General features: G+C 47.0%; 9 protein-coding genes. 2 read left to right on the forward strand and 7 right to left on the reverse strand.

Features of this window, described 5'->3' with window-relative positions:
* Nucleotides 1–34 precede the first annotated feature (34 nt).
* Nucleotides 35–7,306: a T9SS outer membrane translocon Sov/SprA gene (sov, locus tag ACX0G9_RS14475; protein ID WP_459065636.1), complete on the forward strand. Its 7,272-nt coding sequence runs from the start codon at nt 35–37 to the stop codon at nt 7,304–7,306.
* A 21-nt stretch (nt 7,307–7,327) separates the two neighbouring features.
* Here sov and ACX0G9_RS14480 read toward each other — a convergent pair whose 3' ends face one another.
* From ACX0G9_RS14480 to ACX0G9_RS14510, 7 genes are all read right to left on the reverse strand, one after another.
* Nucleotides 7,328–8,167, reverse strand: a complete 840-nt coding sequence (locus tag ACX0G9_RS14480; protein WP_459065637.1) for an alpha/beta fold hydrolase — start codon at nt 8,165–8,167, stop codon at nt 7,328–7,330.
* A complete protein-coding gene (gene lnt / locus ACX0G9_RS14485; protein ID WP_459065638.1) occupies nt 8,160–9,878 on the reverse strand; it encodes an apolipoprotein N-acyltransferase in 1,719 nt (572 codons plus the stop codon). The genes ACX0G9_RS14480 and lnt overlap by 8 nt, the downstream gene beginning before the upstream one ends.
* 82 nt (nt 9,879–9,960) lie before the next feature.
* Nucleotides 9,961–11,469, reverse strand: coding sequence for an IMP dehydrogenase (gene guaB / locus ACX0G9_RS14490; protein ID WP_459065639.1), 1,509 nt, complete (start codon nt 11,467–11,469; stop codon nt 9,961–9,963).
* Between the two features lie 272 nt (nt 11,470–11,741).
* A complete protein-coding gene (gene dprA / locus ACX0G9_RS14495; RefSeq protein ID WP_459065640.1) occupies nt 11,742–12,917 on the reverse strand; it encodes a DNA-processing protein DprA in 1,176 nt (391 codons plus the stop codon).
* A gap of 85 nt (nt 12,918–13,002) precedes the next feature.
* A complete protein-coding gene (locus tag ACX0G9_RS14500) occupies nt 13,003–14,934 on the reverse strand; it encodes an OmpA family protein (protein ID WP_459065641.1) in 1,932 nt (643 codons plus the stop codon).
* A 72-nt stretch (nt 14,935–15,006) separates the two neighbouring features.
* Nucleotides 15,007–15,633, reverse strand: coding sequence for a 7-carboxy-7-deazaguanine synthase QueE (locus tag ACX0G9_RS14505; RefSeq protein ID WP_459065642.1), 627 nt, complete (start codon nt 15,631–15,633; stop codon nt 15,007–15,009).
* Between the two features lie 62 nt (nt 15,634–15,695).
* Nucleotides 15,696–16,580, reverse strand: a complete 885-nt coding sequence (locus ACX0G9_RS14510; RefSeq protein WP_459065643.1) for a bifunctional 5,10-methylenetetrahydrofolate dehydrogenase/5,10-methenyltetrahydrofolate cyclohydrolase — start codon at nt 16,578–16,580, stop codon at nt 15,696–15,698.
* Nucleotides 16,581–16,790: 210 nt separating this feature from the next.
* Here ACX0G9_RS14510 and ACX0G9_RS14515 point away from each other — a divergent pair, with 210 nt between their 5' ends.
* A complete protein-coding gene (locus ACX0G9_RS14515; RefSeq protein WP_459065644.1) occupies nt 16,791–19,850 on the forward strand; it encodes a SusC/RagA family TonB-linked outer membrane protein in 3,060 nt (1,019 codons plus the stop codon).
* Nucleotides 19,851–19,863 lie beyond the last annotated feature (13 nt).

Raw genomic sequence — 19,863 nt, forward strand, 5'->3', positions numbered from 1 at the left:
TTTGATCTCTACTTAACTAATTCTTGAGGAAAGTTTGACTCGCTACTTGTTTCCGTTTATACTGGTAACGGTATTCATTACCGCCGCTTCAGGGGTGTTTTGCGCCCCCATAACTGCGTATGCCTACCAGACTCCACAGACCCCACAACAGGTTCCACCGCCGCAGACACAGCAGGCCTCACAGCCCCAAAAAGGGGATACAACCATACAGCCAGGCTCCGATACCACCAAAAAAACGACCGTCATTAAGAAGGATACATTGATTTTCCCCATCTATGACCGTCGTGGAGACCCCTTTTCCAACCGTAACAAAAATCCTTTTGACCTTAAAGACCCGGTAAATATCAAAGATTCCATACAGTATGATCCGGTAACCAAACAATATTATATTATTGAAAAGGTTGGTAATCAGTACTATAGGAAGCCGACCTATCTTACTTTCGAGGAGTTGATGCAAATGCAGGCCCAAAGCTCGGAAGAAGACTATTTCCGCAAGCGTGCCGATGCCCTTAGTGCTCTTAATAAAAAATTACTCCGTCCCAAACTGGCGGTAAGTAACAGCCTGTTCAACAGGATTTTCGGAAATGGGAAGATCGATATCAGACCCCAGGGGAATGTAGATATAATGGCAGGTTATCAGGGGCAGAATGTCCAGAACCCGACCTTGCCTGAAAGCGCCCGGAAGACAGGTGGCTTTGATTTTAATATGAATGCCAATCTGAATGTGATCGGGAATATCGGGGATAAACTGAAACTCCCCATTTCTTATAACACCCTGGCGAATTTTGACTTTGAGAATCAACTTAAACTGGATTATACCGGGGGGGCGGACGAGATCATCAAAAAAATCGAGGCCGGTAATGTATCTTTTACGACCAAAAGCACCCTGATCGGCGGGGCCCAGTCCTTGTTCGGGATCAAGACCCAGTTACAGTTCGGTAAACTTTCCGTCACAGCGGTTTTAGCCAATCAGCGGTCCCAGAAACAATCCGTCTCTTCACAGGGCGGGACGGCCGTTACCTCCTACTCTTTCAAGGCGGATGATTATGAAGAAAACCGCCACTTTCTCCTGGCGCAATATTTCAGGAATAATTTTAATAAGGCTATGGCCAAATTGCCCGTCGTCAATTCCCAGGTCCAGATCCTGCGGGTTGAAGTTTGGGTGACCAACCGGGCCGGCGTCGATACGGGGTCAAGGAATATTGTGGGGTTGATGGATCTGGGGGAAAGCAGTCCCTACAATCCGGGTATTAAGTCAAATACCGCCCAGCCATATCCCTTCAATGATGCCAATTCGGAGTACAGAAGTCTTATCAATGATCCTTCCAGCCGAATCCCTTCACAGGCGGCTAATAAACTGAATTCGCTGGGACTGACCCAGGTACAGGATTTTGAAATGGTGTACGCCCGCAAACTGAGCAGCAATGATTATTATTTTAATCAACAGATAGGATTTATCTCTGTAAACCAAACTCTTCAGGCCAATGATGTGCTGGCGGTTGCCTACCAATATAGTTATAACGGACGCATTTACCAGGTAGGAGAATTCTCGCAGGATGTCCCGCCCGATACGGCTGCAGGAACAGGGGCCGGTTCTCAAAAGGTCTTATACCTGAAATTATTAAAAGCCACCTCCCAGCGTACTCAACTGCCTTTGTGGAACCTGATGATGAAGAACGTGTATGGGCTAAAGACCGCCAGTGGAAGTTATCTGTCCAATATCTCCCAGGCCGGATTCCAGTTCAATATACTATATGATGAACCGAGCAAAGGGCAGAAAAGATATTTGCCGGAAGGCCCAAAGGCGGAAGTCCCCTTGTTGACTGTACTCAATCTTGACCGGCTAAATACCCGTAATGACCCTCAGCCAGATGGAGTCTTTGATTATCTGGAAGGGTTTACTGTCCTTTCACAGCAGGGAAGGATCATCTTTCCTTTGTTGGAGCCTTTTGGTAAGGATCTCGAGGCTATTGCTTTTCAAGGCGCATCACAGACGCTGAAGGATAAATATATTTATTACCGGTTGTACGATACGATCAAGGCCGTGGCTCAGACCTACGCGAATGTCGACAGGTATATCCTGAGCGGGGTGGCAAAGGGACAGGCAACCTCGAGTCTTCAATTAGGAGCGTATAATGTGCCGCAGGGGTCGGTATTGGTTACTGCCGGCGGCCAGACGCTCAGAGAGAATGTGGATTATGTGGTAGATTATAACCTGGGAACAGTTCAGATTATCAACCAGGCGATCCTGAATTCAGGGGTGCCGGTAAATGTATCCTATGAGAACAATGCCAATTTCGGTTTGCAGCAGCGGAGTTTTATGGGGCTGCGGCTGGATTACCTGGCTAAGAGCACGGCCAAAGAATCGTTGTCTATAGGAGCGACGATGGAAAGGTTGAACGAGCGCCCTTTTTTCAGCAAAACGAATTATGGCGAAGACCCCATACGCAATACCATGTACGGAGTGGATGTCAATTACCGGTCCCAGGTGCCGGAACTGACCAGGCTGCTGAACAAACTTCCTTTTTATACGACAAAGGAAATGAGTATGATCAATGCTTATGGAGAAGCGGCTATTTTAAAGCCAGGGCATCCGCCTCAGATCGGTAAAGGGAGCAGCGGGGCCGTTTATGTAGATGATTTTGAAGGCTCTACCAGCGCCATCGATCTGCGTTTCCCACTGACAAGCTGGGCCTTGGCTTCCACTCCCCAGGGCAACAACGGCCAGTTCCCTCCCTTGTTCCCGGAAGGAAGCCTGAAAGATTCCCTGGATTATGGATATAACCGGGCAAAATTAGCCTGGTACAATATCGAGCCTACGCTTCAGGACAAAAGTAATTCCAATAACCCCGACCGGTACGAGAATGCCCTGTTAGATCCCCGGATCGCTCCCATCAATGTCCAGCAACTTTTCCCGGAACAAACAGTTCAGACCGGACAAGCCCAGCTAATCACCTTCGATATGGCCTATTATCCTACCGATAAAGGACCATATAACTTTGATTTCAGGGCTGGAAGCGTTGATAATACGGGAAAGCTGCTTAATCCCAAGAAACGTTGGGGGGGTATTATGCGTGCCCTGGATCAGACGGATTTCGAAACCAGCAATATTGAAGTGCTCCAGTTCTGGATGCAGAATCCTTTTCTGACCAATCCAAGCAGTACAGGTGGGCAATTGTTTTTTAACCTGGGAAGCGTATCCGAAGATGTGTTACGTGATGGAAAAAAAGAATTCGAGAATGGCCTGAATACCCCCAACATAAATTCGGCTATCGATAGCAGTTCCGTATGGGGCAGGGTGCCCGCCAATCCGATACAGGTCACTACCGCCTTCAGTAACGATGCTTCCGACAGGCCTTTCCAGGATGTCGGTCTCGATGGTATGGACGATGCTGCGGAAAACAGAAAATTCCAAAACTACCTGGGAAGGCTTGCTGCAACCTATGGTATTGGTTCCCAAATCTATCAGAACGCCCTGGCCGATCCTTCGAACGATAATTTTACCAATTATCGGGATTCCAGATATGATGCCTCCCGAACCGGGATATTAGGTCGTTATAAGAATGTCAACAATCCGCAGGGGAATTCGCCCATTGCCACGGCCGGACAGACTACCATCACCGCCTATACCTTATATCCCGACCAGGAAGACCTGAACAGGGATAATACGATGAATGAGCTGGAAGAATATTTCGAATACAAGGTGAACCTGGTACCGGATAGCCTTAAGGTCGGTCAGAATTTTATTACGGACAGTACGAGCTTTACTCCAAGCGGGGGGGCCAGGCAGACCTGGTATCAATTCAGGATACCGATATCCGAATACTACCAGAAAGTGGGCAATATTCCGGATTTTAAGTCCATTCAGTTCATGCGGATGTATCTTACGGGATTCAGCGATTCGGTCGTATGCCGTTTTGCCAAACTCGAACTGGTCCGGAATTCGTGGAGAAGTTTTAGTTACAAGGTAGACACTACCGGTCAATATGCGCTTTTGCCGTCCAACAGCATCACCACCTTAAACGTTACGGCTGTTAATATCGAGCAGAACAGTTCGCGGACCCCTATCCGTTATGTAACCCCTCCGGGCGTCAATCGTCAGCAGGAACTAAGCAATAATAATGTAAATCTCCTGCTTAACGAGCAGGCGATGAGCCTCCAGATATGTAATTTGTTGCAGGGTGATGTCAGAGGAGTATATAAAACAACGATGCTCGATCTGCGCAGATACGGAACAATGGATATGTTCATACACGCAGAATCGGCAGGGGGGCCGGATGTGATGCAGGATGATGACCTGACTGCCATCATTCGTTTAGGGAGTGATTTCGTCAGCAACTATTATGAGATCAGGATACCCTTGAAAAAGACAAAATTCGGAGCTACCCTGGATACGGATATCTGGCCGGATTCCAATAACCTCCATCTTTCCCTTGACAGGCTGATTCAACTAAAGATCGACCGGAATAACTCAGGGGTAAGTAATTTATACTTTAAAGAAACCGACCCGAACGGAAGGACCTTTGCGATCCTGGGTAATCCAAATCTCGGGGCGATCGAGGCCCTTTTTCTGGGCGTGCAGAATACAAGGGTTCCCAATATTTGTACGGAGGTATGGTTCAACGAACTTCGTTTGACGGATATCAGCCAGAAGGGAGGATGGGCTGCAGTAGGTAAGGTCGATGTAAAACTGGCCGATCTGGGAACGCTTAATTTATCGGGGAGCAGACGAACGGCCGGTTTCGGGTCGATCGATCAAAGTACGAACCAACGTTCCCTGGATAATAATTCACAGATAGATGCAGCGGCTACCCTGGAATTAGGAAAGTTATTGCCAAAAAAAGCGGCCATGTCCATACCGGTATATGCAGGTCTTACCAAGACGACGAGTACGCCGGAATATGACCCTTTCGATCTCGATATTAAACTGAACAGCAAAATCAAAGGAGCCCAGGCGGCCCAAAAAGACTCCATCCGGGAACAGGCGGTCGATCAAACCACCGTGCAGACCTTGAACTTTACGAATGTCCACAAGAATAATACCAGCGGCAAGCAGTTGAAAGTCTGGAGTGTGGAGAACTTTAATGTCAGTTATTCCTATACCCGGTCGGAGCATCACAGCCCTCTGGCAGTGGAAGATGAACTGGTCACCAATAAGGCGACCCTGGCCTATAATTATACACACACCGCCAGGTTCTGGGAGCCATTCCGTAAAAAAATAAAATCCAAATCTCCCTGGCTGGCCCTGATCAAGGATTTTAATATCAATCCCATGCCTACGGTACTGGGCTTCCAGTTTAATATCGACCGGCAATTCGGTGCATTCCGGTCCCGGAATATCGGTGGCCCTAAAAACCTGCTGCCTGAGACCTATAATAAATTCTTTACTTTCGACCGGTCATATACGTTACGCTGGGACCTGACACGATCTCTTGCCGTTGATTTTTCCGCAACCAACAGAGCCTGGGTGGATGAAGACAGTGGTCGTTTGGATAAGTCGGCCCGCCACAGAATGTGGGACAATTTTTGGAAAGGCGGCCGGACTATCCTGTATACGCAGACGGCCAATGTAAGTTATACGCTGCCTACCAGTAAATTTCCCCTGATTGACTGGACGACGATCCGTGCGGGTTATTCTTCTTCGTATACCTGGACCGGGGCTTCCCAACTGGCAAAGACCCTGGGTAATTCCTTACAAAATACCCAGCAGCGTTCTTTGCTGGCCGAGCTGGATTTTACCCGGTTGTACAGCAAATGGAAGTTGTTGAGAGGGCTGGATCAGGCACCTGCCAGACCCAATCCCAACGGAAGAAACGGACAGGATACTGCCCGCGGCAAAAAAAGCCTGCAACCGCCTTCGGCCGGGTTGACCGGAGTTCCCAAGGCTTTAGCCAAGATCCTGACCTCTTTAAAACATATCACCTTCAACTATTCGGATAATTCTTCTTCTTCGATCTATGGATTTTTGGACAGTACGCGGGTATTGGGTATGAATTTCCGTTCTATGCAGCCAGGATGGGGTTACGTTTTTGGAGGCCGTCCCGATACGAACTTCGTGAACAGACTTGGGAAAAGGGGACTGCTGAGCATGGACACTACTTTTAACAACCAGAATACGATCAGTTATGCACAGAAGATCACGGCAACGGCGACCCTGGAACCGGTCCGCGATCTGCATATTACGATCAGTTTCGATAAGACCTTCGGTAAGAATTATTCGGAGTTATATAAGGACACTGCCGGTGGTTCGGGTCTGGCAAGGCTGAACCCCTACATGGCCGGTACCTTCAGTATCAGTTTTCTTTCGTTCCAAACCTTATTCGAAAAATCCAAACCGAACGAACTCTCCACCACCTTCCAGAAGTTTGAAAATTACCGGTCGGTCATATCCTCCCGTCTGGGTAATATCAATCCTTATACGGGCGGAGTGGCGGGAACAGATGGGTTTTCAAAAGGGTATGGCAAATATGCCCAGGACGTTCTGATCCCAGCCTTTATCGCTGCCTATACCGGCAAGAGCCCCTCTACTATTGCCCTGATCAATGAAAGCGGCGGAGGAGTGACTTCCAATCCCTTCTCGGGATACCTGCCAAAACCAAACTGGCATATTACCTATAATGGATTAAGTCATCTGCCGGGTTTTGATAAGATCTTTACCAACTTTAATATCACCAACGCTTATACGAGCACGTTAAGCATGAACAGTTTCGTCTCCCAATTTAATTATGCGGATCCTTTGGGGTATAGTCAACCAGGTTTTATCGATACTCTGAGCGGTAATTATGTTCCTTTTTTCCAGGTCCCTAATATTACTATTTCCGAACAGTTCTCCCCCCTTATCGATGTGGATATGCAGTTCGTCAATCAGATGCAGGCTAAGATCGGTTTTAGCAAGTCCCGTCAACTGAGTCTGAGCCTGATCGATTTTCAATTAAGCGAAACACGTTCGACGGAGATCACCATCGGGGCCGGATTCCGCAAACGCGGGGTGAAACTTCCCTTTAAGGTTAAAATGCCCGGGCAGAGCGAATCGTCCAAAAAGCTGCAAAACGATCTTACTCTCAGGCTGGATTTCAGCATCCGGGATGATGCTACCTCCAGCAGTTACCTGGATCAGAATGCTTCCCTGCCAACGGCCGGGCAGAAAGTAGTGACTATTTCACCGTCTATCGATTACGTATTGAATAACCGGATCAACCTGAAGCTCTATTTTGATCAACGGAGAACGAATCCAAAAATATCCACTACGCCTCCGATCGTGACTACCCGCGGAGGGTTGCAGATCCGGATATCACTGGCACCATAAATTTCATTGATACCCTAAATATTATTGGCCTTTTAAGGTCGGTTGTAAAAAATCGTCTAAAAAAAGATTGCTGGCTGTGCTCTCTTCCAGCATGCCCATATGTCCGGCATGGGTGAGAATATGAATAAATGCCAGTCCGGGCATATGACTTTGCCGGAGACTATGATCCAGCGGAACGGAATTATCTCCTTCACCGATGATGAACAGAACAGGGCCGGGGAATTCTCTTAATACAGTGGTGCGGTCCGGTCTGTAGATCATGGCTTCATAATAGGCAACCAGGGAGTCGGGGTTAAAGCCGGAATAACGATCGATCAGAGCGGTTATGATGTCTTCCTGCCGTTTGCGGGAAGCCTCTGCAAATAAATTTGGGATGGATTGCCGGATAAATGGAGCAGAGCCATTTTTTCGGATAAATTCAATTCCTTTTCGCCTGGCTGTTATTTTTTCCGGCGTGTCGGCGTAGGCAGTGGAATGAAAAAAGCCCAATGCCACTAACTGACCGGGGTATTTTTCTGCAAAAGCCAGGGCAATATAACCACCCATACTATGCCCGATCAGGATACAGGGGCCGGTATTTTCTGCGTCAAGAATGGCCTTTATTAGATCCGCCAATTCTTCCATGGAGGTTTCAGCCCCTGTCTGTGAATTTTTCACCTGTATGGGAGAGGATCGTCCGCAGCCAGGTAGATCAGGTATGAAAAGGCGGTAACGATCTTTCAGGTAATCCACCTGGTTGTCCCAGATCCGGTTATCTTCCGCAAAGCCATGAACCAGCAATACGGGAAATCCCTGTCCTTCCACACGATAGAAAAGTGTTGAGGTTGATAAGGGAGAACCATACTGAAGAGTCTTATTCATTTTTTTTATTGCCTTTGCCGTTATTACCCTTGTTTTTATTGCCCTTATTTTTATTGGCCTTATTAATGCCCTTAATCCTGATGATCAAGACCAGATTCCACCCGATGAGCAGAACCGTCAGGATTATGGCGGCCTTGGAAATAAGATCTCCAAACCGGACATAAAAAGTAAGGGATTTGTTCGCCGGAACTTCCTGTTTAATAACCGCTACCTGATCCCAGGGACGCGGATCGATCACATTGCCGGTTGGATCGATGACGCAGGAGATACCGGTATTGGCGCTTCTTACTACCCAACGATCCGTTTCGATGGCCCTCAGCCGGGCATAGTTTTTATGTTGCCGGTAACCTGGCGTATTGCCCCACCAGCCATCATTGGTAATGACAGCAATAAGGTCGGCGCCGTTGAGAATATATTTCGACATAAATTCTCCATAGATACTTTCGTAACAGACGGCTGGGGCGACCCGGTAGGAATTATTGTAGGTATTCAGTACCGTCCTTTCCGATTGTTTGGTATATCCGCTGGCGGTGCCTCCGAATTTCTCAAACAACGGCGTCATAAAGGTCAGAAAGGAGGGAAGGGTTTCTACACCCGGAACCAGTTTGGATTTATGATAGATCTGAATATTAGCGCTGTCCATCAGGGCTGCGCTATTATAAGTATCAGCATACAGAGCCGAAGTGTCCTTGTGCGGATCGTTTTCGTTGGGCGGGACCTTAAAAGAAGTTGTGGTTTTATTCCGACCGTTATAAAAACGATATCCTTCTATGCCGGTCAGCAGATTAAGACCGGGGTGTTTTTTCAGGAAAAACCAGGCCGGGGCAATGAAAAAATTACTTTTCACCTCATCCTCGTTGATGGAAACGGGAACAGCCGTTTCCGGCCAAACCACCAAGGCCGTATTACTGTCTATTTGCGATTCGCTCAGCCGGATCAGTTTTTGTAATTGAGCTTCCTGCCCGCCTGCCACAAACTTTTCATTATAAGGATCGATATTTGGCTGGACAATGACGATATTTTTGGCCGGTTGCCGAATGGAGGAATTGGCTTGATGAAGAGAAGAAGCTACCACTTCTTTTTTATTGTATAACAGCAAATAGGATAATAAAAAGGGGATGATCAGCATCGCCGCCAGCGTCCGGACAGGAAGACTGAAAAAGGGGCCGGACGATTCCCTTTCCTGTTGCCTCTTTCGTAACAAAAGGAAAACCGCGAGGTTCACCATCCATATCCAGAGTGTACCGCCACTGGTTCCTGTAAAAGCATACCACTGCACCCAGGCGGGATGGGTCGCGAAAACATTTCCCAGGGTGAGCCAGGGCCAGCTTAATTCCCAATTGAGATGGATATATTCAAAGGTCAGCCAGAAAAGGATAAGGGCCGCATAACCGGCTTTTTCACCCATTCTCTTTTTTACGTTATAGAAGCCGAGCCAGGGAATACACATCAGTAAGGAATTCGCCAGGATGGCCGCTATTCCACCCGGGACGGTGGAAATACATACCCACCAGGTCGTGGCGACATTCCAGACCAGCATGGAAAGATAGATCCATCTGAAAAACACTGCCCGTCGGGTAGTCTGCCGCTCAAGCTGCAACAGGGGAACGAAGGCGATAGAAATCAAAAAAGTTAAGGGCGAAACGGGCCAGGCAGCAAATAACAACACCCCGGACAGCAGGGACAACAACAGGGGATGATATTTTTTCAAATCTTAAATATTTGGGTAAAAATAAAATTTAATAGTCATCCTCCCTGCCGGATAGTCAATAAATCTATGTGAAATCGGGTAATTAGCGGCGGCTATAATTCGGTGCTTCTTTGGTGATTTCGATGTCATGCGCATGGCTTTCTTTCATGCCGGCATTGGTTATCTTTATAAACTGGGATTGTTGCTGAAGGGCGCGGATGTCTTTTGCCCCACAGTAACCCATACCTGCCCGAAGACCACCTACGTATTGCTGTACTACCTCGTTGAGGTTTCCTTTGAAGGCGACTCTTCCTTCGATCCCTTCCGGAACAAGTTTGCGGATATCGTCTTCCACGTCCTGGAAATAACGGTCGCTGCTGCCCTGGGCCTGGGACATGGCACCTATAGAGCCCATTCCGCGATATTGTTTGAATTTGCGGCCTTCGTAAATGATGGTTTCACCCGGGCTTTCCTGTACTCCCGCAAACACGCTGCCCATCATGACCACATTGGCGCCTGCAGACAGGGCTTTGACCATATCGCCGGTATATCGGATACCACCATCTGCGATCAGTGGGATATTTCTTGCATTTAATACTGAAGCGGCTTCCATGATCGCGGTGATTTGCGGAACTCCGGCGCCTGCAACAATGCGGGTGGTACAGATCGATCCGGGACCGATCCCGACTTTTACTGCATCGGCTCCTGCATCGGCCAGCGCTTTGGCGCCGGCTGCCGTACCGATATTCCCTGCGATGACCTGCAGATTTTTAAAGGTTTTTTTCAATGTTTTTAAGGCATTTATCACACCTATATGATGTCCGTGAGCACTGTCCAACGTTACGATGTCCACCCCGATCTGCTGCAGGGCTCCTGCCCTGTCCAGAAGGTCTTTGGTAATTCCCAAAGCCGCACCAACCAACAGCCGTCCATAAGTATCTTTTACCGCATTCGGGTAGCTGGTCAATTGTAAAATATCGCGGTAGGTGATCAGACCGATCAGCCGGCCTTGTTTGTTTACAACCGGCAATTTTTCAATCTTATACTTTTGCAGGATCTTTTCCGCCTTTTTCAGATCCGTTCCTTCGGGAGCCGTGATCAGGTTCTCCCTGGTCATTACTTCGCTTACTTTGCGGCGTTTGTTGTCTTCAAAACGAAGATCCCTGTTGGTCAGGATACCGACCAGCACCTTATTATTATCGATTATGGGAATACCGCCGATCTTATTTTCCTTCATCAGCCTGAGCGCATCTCCGATAGTTGCTTCTTCATGAAGGGTTATAGGGTCGATGATCAGACCGCTTTCGCTGCGTTTAACCTTACGCACCTGTTCCACCTGTTGTTCGATGGTCATATTCTTATGCAGGATACCGATGCCTCCTTCCCTGGCAAGTGCCATGGCCAGGGTGGCTTCCGTTACCGTATCCATGGCCGAGGACAGCATGGGAATATTCAACGTGATCTCTTTGGTGAGTTTGCTTCGTATATCCACTTCACGGGGCAATACCTGGGAAAACGCAGGTAAAAGCAGCACATCATCGAATGTGAGTCCTTCTCCAAAGAATTTTGCGGGGGATTTTGCTTTACTGACGGGGGAAATTATTCTTGCCATGTGCAAAGGTAGGGCAGAGGGTTTATTCGGTCCAAATTTTTGTTGAATCAGTGGAAGGATGGGCTGGTGGCGGGTATCGGACTGAGATTAGGAAGGAATAGGAAAAGGGGCAGAGGGGGTGGGGGGTAGGTATATGTTTTTTTGGGGGGCTGAAAAAGAAAGGTTGAGTTTTTTTCAAGTCGTTGAAAAAGAAGTTGTTATAAATTTGCCAAACCTGCCTTATTTAAATTCAGTATAACTCCCTGAGAAATTCATTTAGCTTCATGGGAAATTCATATAAGTTCCTGAGATTTATGTTTCAGACTATACATTTTTCCCGGTAGCGACCTGATCAGTTCCTTCAATTCAAGGGTAAGCAAGGCCAAGGCTGTTGCGCCATTGCTCAAGTTTCCCTGTACCAGGAGATTATCGATCGACATACTGCCTTTTTGCTGAAGCAGCCGATAAATTAGATTTTCTTCATTTGACAAAGCCGCAATTTGATCCGCCGTAGGCTCTGTATGATACCGCAAGGGCTCTGCATGATTTCGGAAGGAATCTGTTTTTTCGGAAAGGATATTGGTCCCCTCTGTCCAGTTCATTTCTTCCAGGAATTTTGGAGCGTTGATAAACATTCTTGCATTGCCCTTACCGATGAGGTCATTACAGCCGGAACTCCGGGGATCGGTAACCCTTCCGGGGAAGGCGAATATTCGTTTTTTATAGTCAATTGCATTTTGAACCGTAAGCATACTTCCGCCACGCACATTTGTTTCCACAACGATAAGCACATCACAGATACCGGCCACGATTTTGTTGCGTTGAGGGAAATGTACTTGTTCGGCATTCGTATGAAACCCGAATTGGGTCAACAATCCGCCACCTTCTTTGATCATTTTTTTTGCCAGACCCGTATGTTCCGCAGGGTAGATCTGATTAAAGCCATGTCCTAAAACTGCTACAGTAGGAATATGGCTGTCGAGGGCGGCCTGGTGCGAGGCCGCGTCAATTCCAAAAGCCAGACCGCTGACTATCAGCAAACCGGGGATCTGCAGTTCTTTTAAAAGGGATGTTATTGCCTGTTTGCCATATTCGGTGGGACTACGGGTGCCCACGACCGAGATGATCTTTTGGGTATTCAAATCGGCATCCCCTCTGAAGAATAATATAGCGGGAGCTTCTTTTATCGGTAATAATCTCCGGGGGTACTCTTTATCCGTGAAAAACAAACAACGCATCTTATATTTTTCCAAGATACGCAGTTCGTTTTCCAGGCTATGGAAATCCCTGAACGCTGCGATCGCTTTAGCCTTTGCCGGCCCCACTCCATTTATCTTTTGAATCATTTCCGGTGCTTCACGGAAAATTGCCTCCGCTTCCCCGAAATGATTAAATAATGTTTTCGCGAAGACCGGGCCAATTCCCGGAACCCGCGTTAGTGCCAAACGGTATAATAATTCCTTTTCCATACGACGGCCATAAATGTAAACCAATTGCAGGCAGTTGCAAATGAATGGGGGAAACTTTGGTGGGTGTGCTACTTTGAATGTGCTACTAACGGCTAACTACCTTCATTTCGGTACGGCGGTTTTGGGCCCGGCCCTCCGGACTGGCATTTTCTTTAATGGGCTGCGTATCCCCCCAGCCCTTGTAAGACAAACGGGCAGAAGCTATTCCTTTGGAGATAAGATAAGCTGTTACCGCTTTGGCCCTGTTCTCCGACAAACTGATATTGTCTGCGGATTTTCCTGTATTGTCCGTATGACCGTTGATCTGGATTTTAAGGGTCGGATTGTCCTTCATCAACTGAACCACCTCATTTAATTCCACCTGCGACTCGGACTTTAATTCAAATTTATTGAGGTCGTAAAAAATATTCTTCAGCACGACGGTTGCGTTGGCTTCAATAGGTTGAAGGGGAATGTCGATCGTATAAGTGGTATCGTTCTGTTGACCGCTGAGGGGAAAATTTTCGGAAAAGAACAGGTATCCTTTCCGGTTTACATTGAAGGCATAGTCTTTTCCTTTTGGAAGGGTGATCAGGTAATTGCCCGTCTCATCCGTTTGTAATTTACTGATCGTTTCCTTAGTAGAAAGATCGGTCAGTTCGACACTGGACGGAAGGCCTTTTTTATTGGATCTGTCGAATACTTTTCCTTTTACCCAAAGGGTCTGTGCGGGACGAATATCTTTACGCAATTCAAAAGAATAAAGATCCAATCCACCGCGGCTATCTGCCCGGTCACTGGCATAGTAGGCCGTTCGGCCATCAGCCGCAATGACCAGGCTGCCTTCGCTTTCGATGGTATTGATCGGGTATCCCAGGTTTTCAGGCTTGCTCCAAACTCCCTTTAATCCCTTCCTGGTTACGAACAAGTCCTCCATTCCGTAACCGGGGTGACCATCGGAAGTGAAATATAGACTCTGATTATCGGCATGTATAAAGGGTGTAGCATCATTGCCCGATGTATTGATCACCGGACCGAGGTTCTCCGGTTCAGTCCACCGCCCATTCAATTTGCGGTGACTAACATAAATATCATTACCTCCGTATCCTCCCGGACGGTTGCTGACAAAATAAAGATCTCTTTTGTCGGGGGATAAGGACGGAGCCGATTCCCAGAATTCGGTGTTGATACTATCTCCCAGGTTTTCGGGCGTGCTCCAGCCATCGGGCGTCAGATAGGATATATATAGATCGCAGCTACCAAATCCGTCGGGAAAATTACATCCGGTAAAAATAAGCCATTGGCCATCCTGGGAAATATTCTGTGCTCCTTCATTCTCATTGGTATTGATATTCCCGGGAAGACTGAAAGAACGGCTCCAATGGCCGTTTACGCGGTCGGATTCATAGAAGTCTTCATTGATATGTTTGACCCTGCGCGTATAAATCAGGTTATTGCCATCAATAGTAACGGTTGGGTAATATTCGGAAACTTCGCTGTTAATGCTATCGCCCATGTTTTGCGGCTCGAATTTATAATCCGTGGCCTTGTGGGTTTGTGCGTAATCCAGGGCAAAACGGTAACATGCCTTTCTGTACTCGCCCGATTTACGGCTGGTCTCATTCAGACGGGAGTCGGTGAGAAACACATTAATGGCCTGCAGAGCCTTTTCGAATTCGCCCAATCCTGCGAGTATAATAGAATAAGGAAGGTTAAAATCCAGAAAATACAAGCTGTCGATGGCTTTTGCTTTTTCAAAATTAACGAGGGCCTCCGGGTAGTTTTTCCGGAGCTGGTACATTCCGCCAAGTGAGAGGTATGCGTCTTCGAATGCAGGATCGATCCGGATGGCCTGTTTTAAAGCTTCGATACCCCCCTTAAAATCATCATTCTGAGCCAGTTCCAGGGCCTTCGAATGGAACTGTGCCGCCTTTTTATTCACTTTTTCAGGATCATATTGGGCGTAGGCTGTCCGGGTCATTAATAAAAGGATAACCGCCAGAACTACGCAGAACAGGATCGTGAATCGGTTTTTCATAGAAGGAAATTACAAATCAAATGCTGAAACAAATGCTAATCACTATTCTAAAACGAAGGTTATAACAATTTATTAGGGCACATGGATATACTTGTGCAACTGAAGGGAAAATTCCCACTTAGGGTTGTTTTTGATATAGTCGATGATAAGGGCTGTTGAGGTATCCGACTTGCTCCATTCCGGTTGGAGGAAAAGTTTGCAGGTTGGAGCAACGAGGGCGGCCCATTGCTCGGCCCACTGGAGATCCGATTTGTTGAAAATTACAACTTTCAGCTCATTGGCCAGGGGAAGGATCTCCGGTAAAGGAGCCTTGAATTTTTTTGGTGAGAGACAGATCCAGTCCCATTCACCGCTCAGGGGCCAGGCTCCCGAAGTTTCAATATTGGTGGTAAAGCCTGCCTGGTATAGTTGATGGGTCAGCGCCGTACAATCATGCATCAGCGGTTCCCCTCCCGTAACTACGGCAAGCCGTCCCGGGAACGCACTGGCTGCGGCCACGATATCTTCTACCTGTAATTTCGGATGTTTGGCCGCGTCCCAGCTTTCTTTTACGTCACACCAGACGCAGCCCACATCACAACCGCCAAGACGGATGAAATAAGCCGCTTTTCCCTGGTGAAAGCCTTCCCCCTGGATCGTATAAAACGCTTCCATGACAGGTAAGCTCCCAGCTTGTCGATCTGTTGAGGCGGTTTCCATGTATTAAATTCAATAATTTATAAAAAAGCATCTTTCGGTTAACATTCTACAGGAAAGATCCATCAGGCCGTTTCGTTCCTTTCCTCACAGGCCATAAAGGTATTTTTCAAGAGCGCTGCAATGGTCATAGGGCCTACGCCACCGGGAACGGGGGTGATGTAACTGCTTTTTGGAGCAACTCCTGCAAAATGAACATCTCCTTTTAAGGCAAAACCGCTTTTTTTAGTGGAATCGGGGACCCTGGTGATTCCTACATCAATGATAATGGCCCCATCTTTTACCATATCGGCGGTAACAAACTCCGGCTTGCCTAATGCAGCTACAATAATATCGGCCTGCAGGCAAAGTTCCTTGAGGTTACGGGTTTGCGAGTGGCAGACGGTTACCGTACAATTGCCGGGATTCGTATTGCCGTTGAGTAATATGCTGATCGGTCTTCCCACAATATTGCTGCGTCCCAGGACCACGGCGTTTAAACCTTTGGTGTTAATTTTATAATGTTCCAGCATCAGCATGATACCATGCGGGGTAGCGGAAACAAAACCCGGCAGTCCCTGAACCATTTTTCCTGCATTGATGGGATGGAAACCATCTACATCTTTGGTCGGATGGACGGCATTGATCACTTTTTCTTCCGAAATATGTTTGGGCAAAGGCATTTGGACCAGGATTCCATCTATGTCCGGATCATTGTTAAGGTCTTCGATGGCCTCCAGGAGCTTGTTTTCACTTATACTTTCTTCGAGCCGGACAAGGGTTGATTTATACCCTATTTCCGCGCATGCTTTTACTTTAGCACCTACATAAGTTTCACTGGCTCCGTTATTTCCTACCAGAACGGCTGCCAAATGAGGTGTTTTTTTGCCTTCTGCCACCAATTGAGCCACTTTCAGGGTTAATCCTTCCTTGATCGTCCTGGATACGAGCTGTCCGTCTAATAATTGCATGGCGCAAAGGTAGTATTCAGAGACGATTGAAAGACCAAAATCAGGATTTCAAAAATTCGTTACTGCAGGAAAAAATGCTTTTAAAGGCCAATCGTGCAGCAATTTTGGCCCTGGACCTGTCTTTTTGTTAAGTTTTCAGATTTTAACTTTTCTTTTTGAAATATGTTAAAATCGTTATTTTTGATTCTACACATAAATTCACTGTCACACATGAGAAAATTTTTAACGCTCCTAATGGGGCTGGTACTATGTACTTTATTTGCATTTTCCCAAACAAAATCAATTACGGGTAGAATTACAGATCAGCAGGGACAACCTGTTCCGTTTGCCACCGTACGTGTGAAAGGGGCCAGACAGGCTGTCAGCGCGGATGCAGATGGTAATTTTAAGATCAATGCCGCCACTGCCCAGGTCCTGGTGATCTCAGGGACCGGTTTTGTGGCCAAAGAGTTTCCGGTAGGAACCGAGGCCGTTCTTAATATCCAGATTTCCCGTCAGAATACGGCCCTGACGGAAGTGGTCGTAACCGCTTTGGGCATTAGAAAGGACAAACGTCAGATTACCTATGCCACCCAGGAGGTAAAAGGTTCGGCCCTCGTAGATGCCAAGCAGGATAACCTGGTAAATGCCTTAGCCGGTAAAGTTGCCGGTGTCCAGATCACCAATTCCAGCGGTATGCCCGGAAGTTCTGCCAGGATCACTATCCGGGGAACCAGTTCCCTGGTGGGTGAGAATCGCGCCCTTTTCGTAATCGATGGTATCCCTATGTTGGATGTAGAGGAAATGAGCCCCGACAATTCCTTGTTTGCCGGTGGCGCCACCAACAGAGCGAGCGATATCGATCCGAATATCATCGAAAGCATCACGGTGTTGAAAGGCGCAGCGGCAACAGCCTTATATGGTTCCAGTGCCGCCCGTGGAGTAGTCATGATCACCACCAAAAACGGAGGTTATGGCAAATCCGGCAAACCGAACTTTTCGGCCAGTACGAGTTATTCCATTGAAAAGCCGAATTTCCCCGAATTTCAGAGCAAATATGCGCAAGGTTCGGCCGGAGCATACATCGATGGTAATAATGGAGGTAAAGGGTCCGGTTCATGGGGTCCATTGATCGATACCCTTAAAGTCGGAGGGATTCCCGTTAAAAAAAGAGATAACGTAAAGGACTTCTTCAAGACCGGGCATACTACCGATAACAATATATCGGTTAGCGGGTTTACCGACAGGTCTAATTACCTGGTGTCTTATTCCTATGTCAAGACCGATGGTACTGAGCCCAGCACCAATTACAAAAGACACGCGTTATTTGCCAAATACACGACCAAACTGCTGAACAATTTAACCCTGTCCACACAGTTCAACTATATCCATTCGGATAATCACCGTTTGCAGGAAGGAAATGGACTGGAAAGCCCCTTATGGACCATTTATGCAGCTCCTATTTCCTGGAACCCTCTTCCTTACCTTAATCCGGATGGAACCCAGCAGCTTTACCGGGCAGCTAGGAACAATCCCTATTGGCTGGTGAACAATACCGGGATCAATGATAAGGTCGACCGTATCATTCCGGTGATCAACCTGACTTATAATCCCCTAAGCTGGTTAAGTGTAACCGAAAGGCTGGGGGGGGATATGTTTGTAAATAATACCAGTTATTATGAAAATTCAGGGGTTGTTTCCAGTTATCCGAACGGAAGGGTCTGGGCCCGCACCAACCAATACCAGCAATTCAATAATGACCTGATCGTTGAAGCCAAAAAGGATCTCAGCGACAAATTATTCATAGATGTGCTTGTGGGAAATAACATTTTCAGCAATTATAACAATACGAACTTTGTACAAGGGGTCGGATTGTCAATTCCCGGATTTTATAACATCAGCAATACCAGCAATGTTTCCTCCTCCTATAACATTTATAATACCCGGAAAATTGGATTCTATGCACAGGCAACTGCGGAATACATGAAGATGATCACGCTTAGTCTGACAGGCCGCTATGACGGAAGTTCGGTGTTATCACAGGACAAACAATTCTATCCCTATGGTTCGGTGAGCGGAGGTTTTATCTTTACGGAGGCCATGGGTATGGCAGCTAATCCGGTCCTGAATTTTGGTAAATTAAGGGTTTCCTATTCCATTGTAGGTAATGACAATGTTGCTCCTTACTCGCTGAGTAATCCATATTATCAAAGTTCCGGCACTTATTCCATCGGAAATATCAATTTCCCCGTAGCCGGGCAAAATGGATTCCTGTTGACCACCCAATATGGCTTCCCGCTTAAAAATGAGACGGTAAAAGAATTTGAAACCGGGATCGAAACCAAATGGTTCAAGAACAGGGCATCCCTGGATGTTACCTATTATGACAAGAAAAGTTTTGATCTGTTAACGCCGGGAACCCCCTTTGCGCCAGGGACCGGGTTTTCAACCGCCAATCTCAACGCCGGAGATATGTATAACCGTGGCGTTGAAGTCGTTTTGGGTGTTACGCCAATAAAGACCAGGGACATTAATTGGGAAATTACGGTGAACTGGAGCAAGGTAAAAAATATGGTGACCCGACTGGCTCCCGGAATTACGGAAATCCAGTTTGCAGGGTTTACCCATCCGGGTATTTTTGCTTTTGCGAACAAACCTTATGGTGTGATCTATGGAACTACCTTCCTTCGAGACAGTCTTGGACGCCTTTTATTAAGTGATAAATTTTATCCGCAGCAGAATACAGGTAATTTACCTATTGGAAATGTTACCCCCAAATGGATAGGTGGTTTGACCAGTATTTTTACTTACAAAGCCTTTAGCTTTGGGTTCACCCTGGATTACAAACATGGAGGAGATATCCTGAACCTGGATAATCATTACCTGTTCGCCTATGGAACACCTAAAGTAACTGAGAACCGCGGGCAGATGCATGTATTCGATGGTATCGTCGAAAGCACCGGAAAAGTAAATACTACAGCAGTCGCCCTGAACCAGAACTATTATCAGAATATTTATTCCCTGGCAGATGAGACCTCTGTAGAGGATGGATCTTACCTGAAATTACGTCAGGCATCCCTGGGCTACAATTTCGCGCCCACCTTACTGAAAAAAACTGCTTTTAAAGGATTGGCTCTTACAGTAACGGCCACCAATTTTATCCTGCATAAAAAGTATACAGGATCCGATCCTGAGGTCAGTCTGAACGGAAGCGGCAACGGCCAGGGGTTTGGTAATTTTACCATTCCTTCCAATCATAATATTATCGTAGGCTTAAAAGCATCTTTTTAAAAGCATTGTTTTA

The organism is Flavitalea flava (assembly GCF_054461575.1).

Coding starts and splice junctions, on each gene's coding strand:
- dprA (WP_459065640.1), bottom strand. CDS start 12,917: ATGGAAAAGGAATTATTATACCGTTTGGCACTAACGCGGGTTCCGGGA.
- ACX0G9_RS14480 (WP_459065637.1), bottom strand. CDS start 8,167: ATGAATAAGACTCTTCAGTATGGTTCTCCCTTATCAACCTCAACACTT.
- ACX0G9_RS14515 (WP_459065644.1), top strand. CDS start 16,791: ATGAGAAAATTTTTAACGCTCCTAATGGGGCTGGTACTATGTACTTTA.
- ACX0G9_RS14505 (WP_459065642.1), bottom strand. CDS start 15,633: ATGGAAACCGCCTCAACAGATCGACAAGCTGGGAGCTTACCTGTCATG.
- guaB (WP_459065639.1), bottom strand. CDS start 11,469: ATGGCAAGAATAATTTCCCCCGTCAGTAAAGCAAAATCCCCCGCAAAA.
- ACX0G9_RS14500 (WP_459065641.1), bottom strand. CDS start 14,934: ATGAAAAACCGATTCACGATCCTGTTCTGCGTAGTTCTGGCGGTTATC.
- ACX0G9_RS14510 (WP_459065643.1), bottom strand. CDS start 16,580: ATGCAATTATTAGACGGACAGCTCGTATCCAGGACGATCAAGGAAGGA.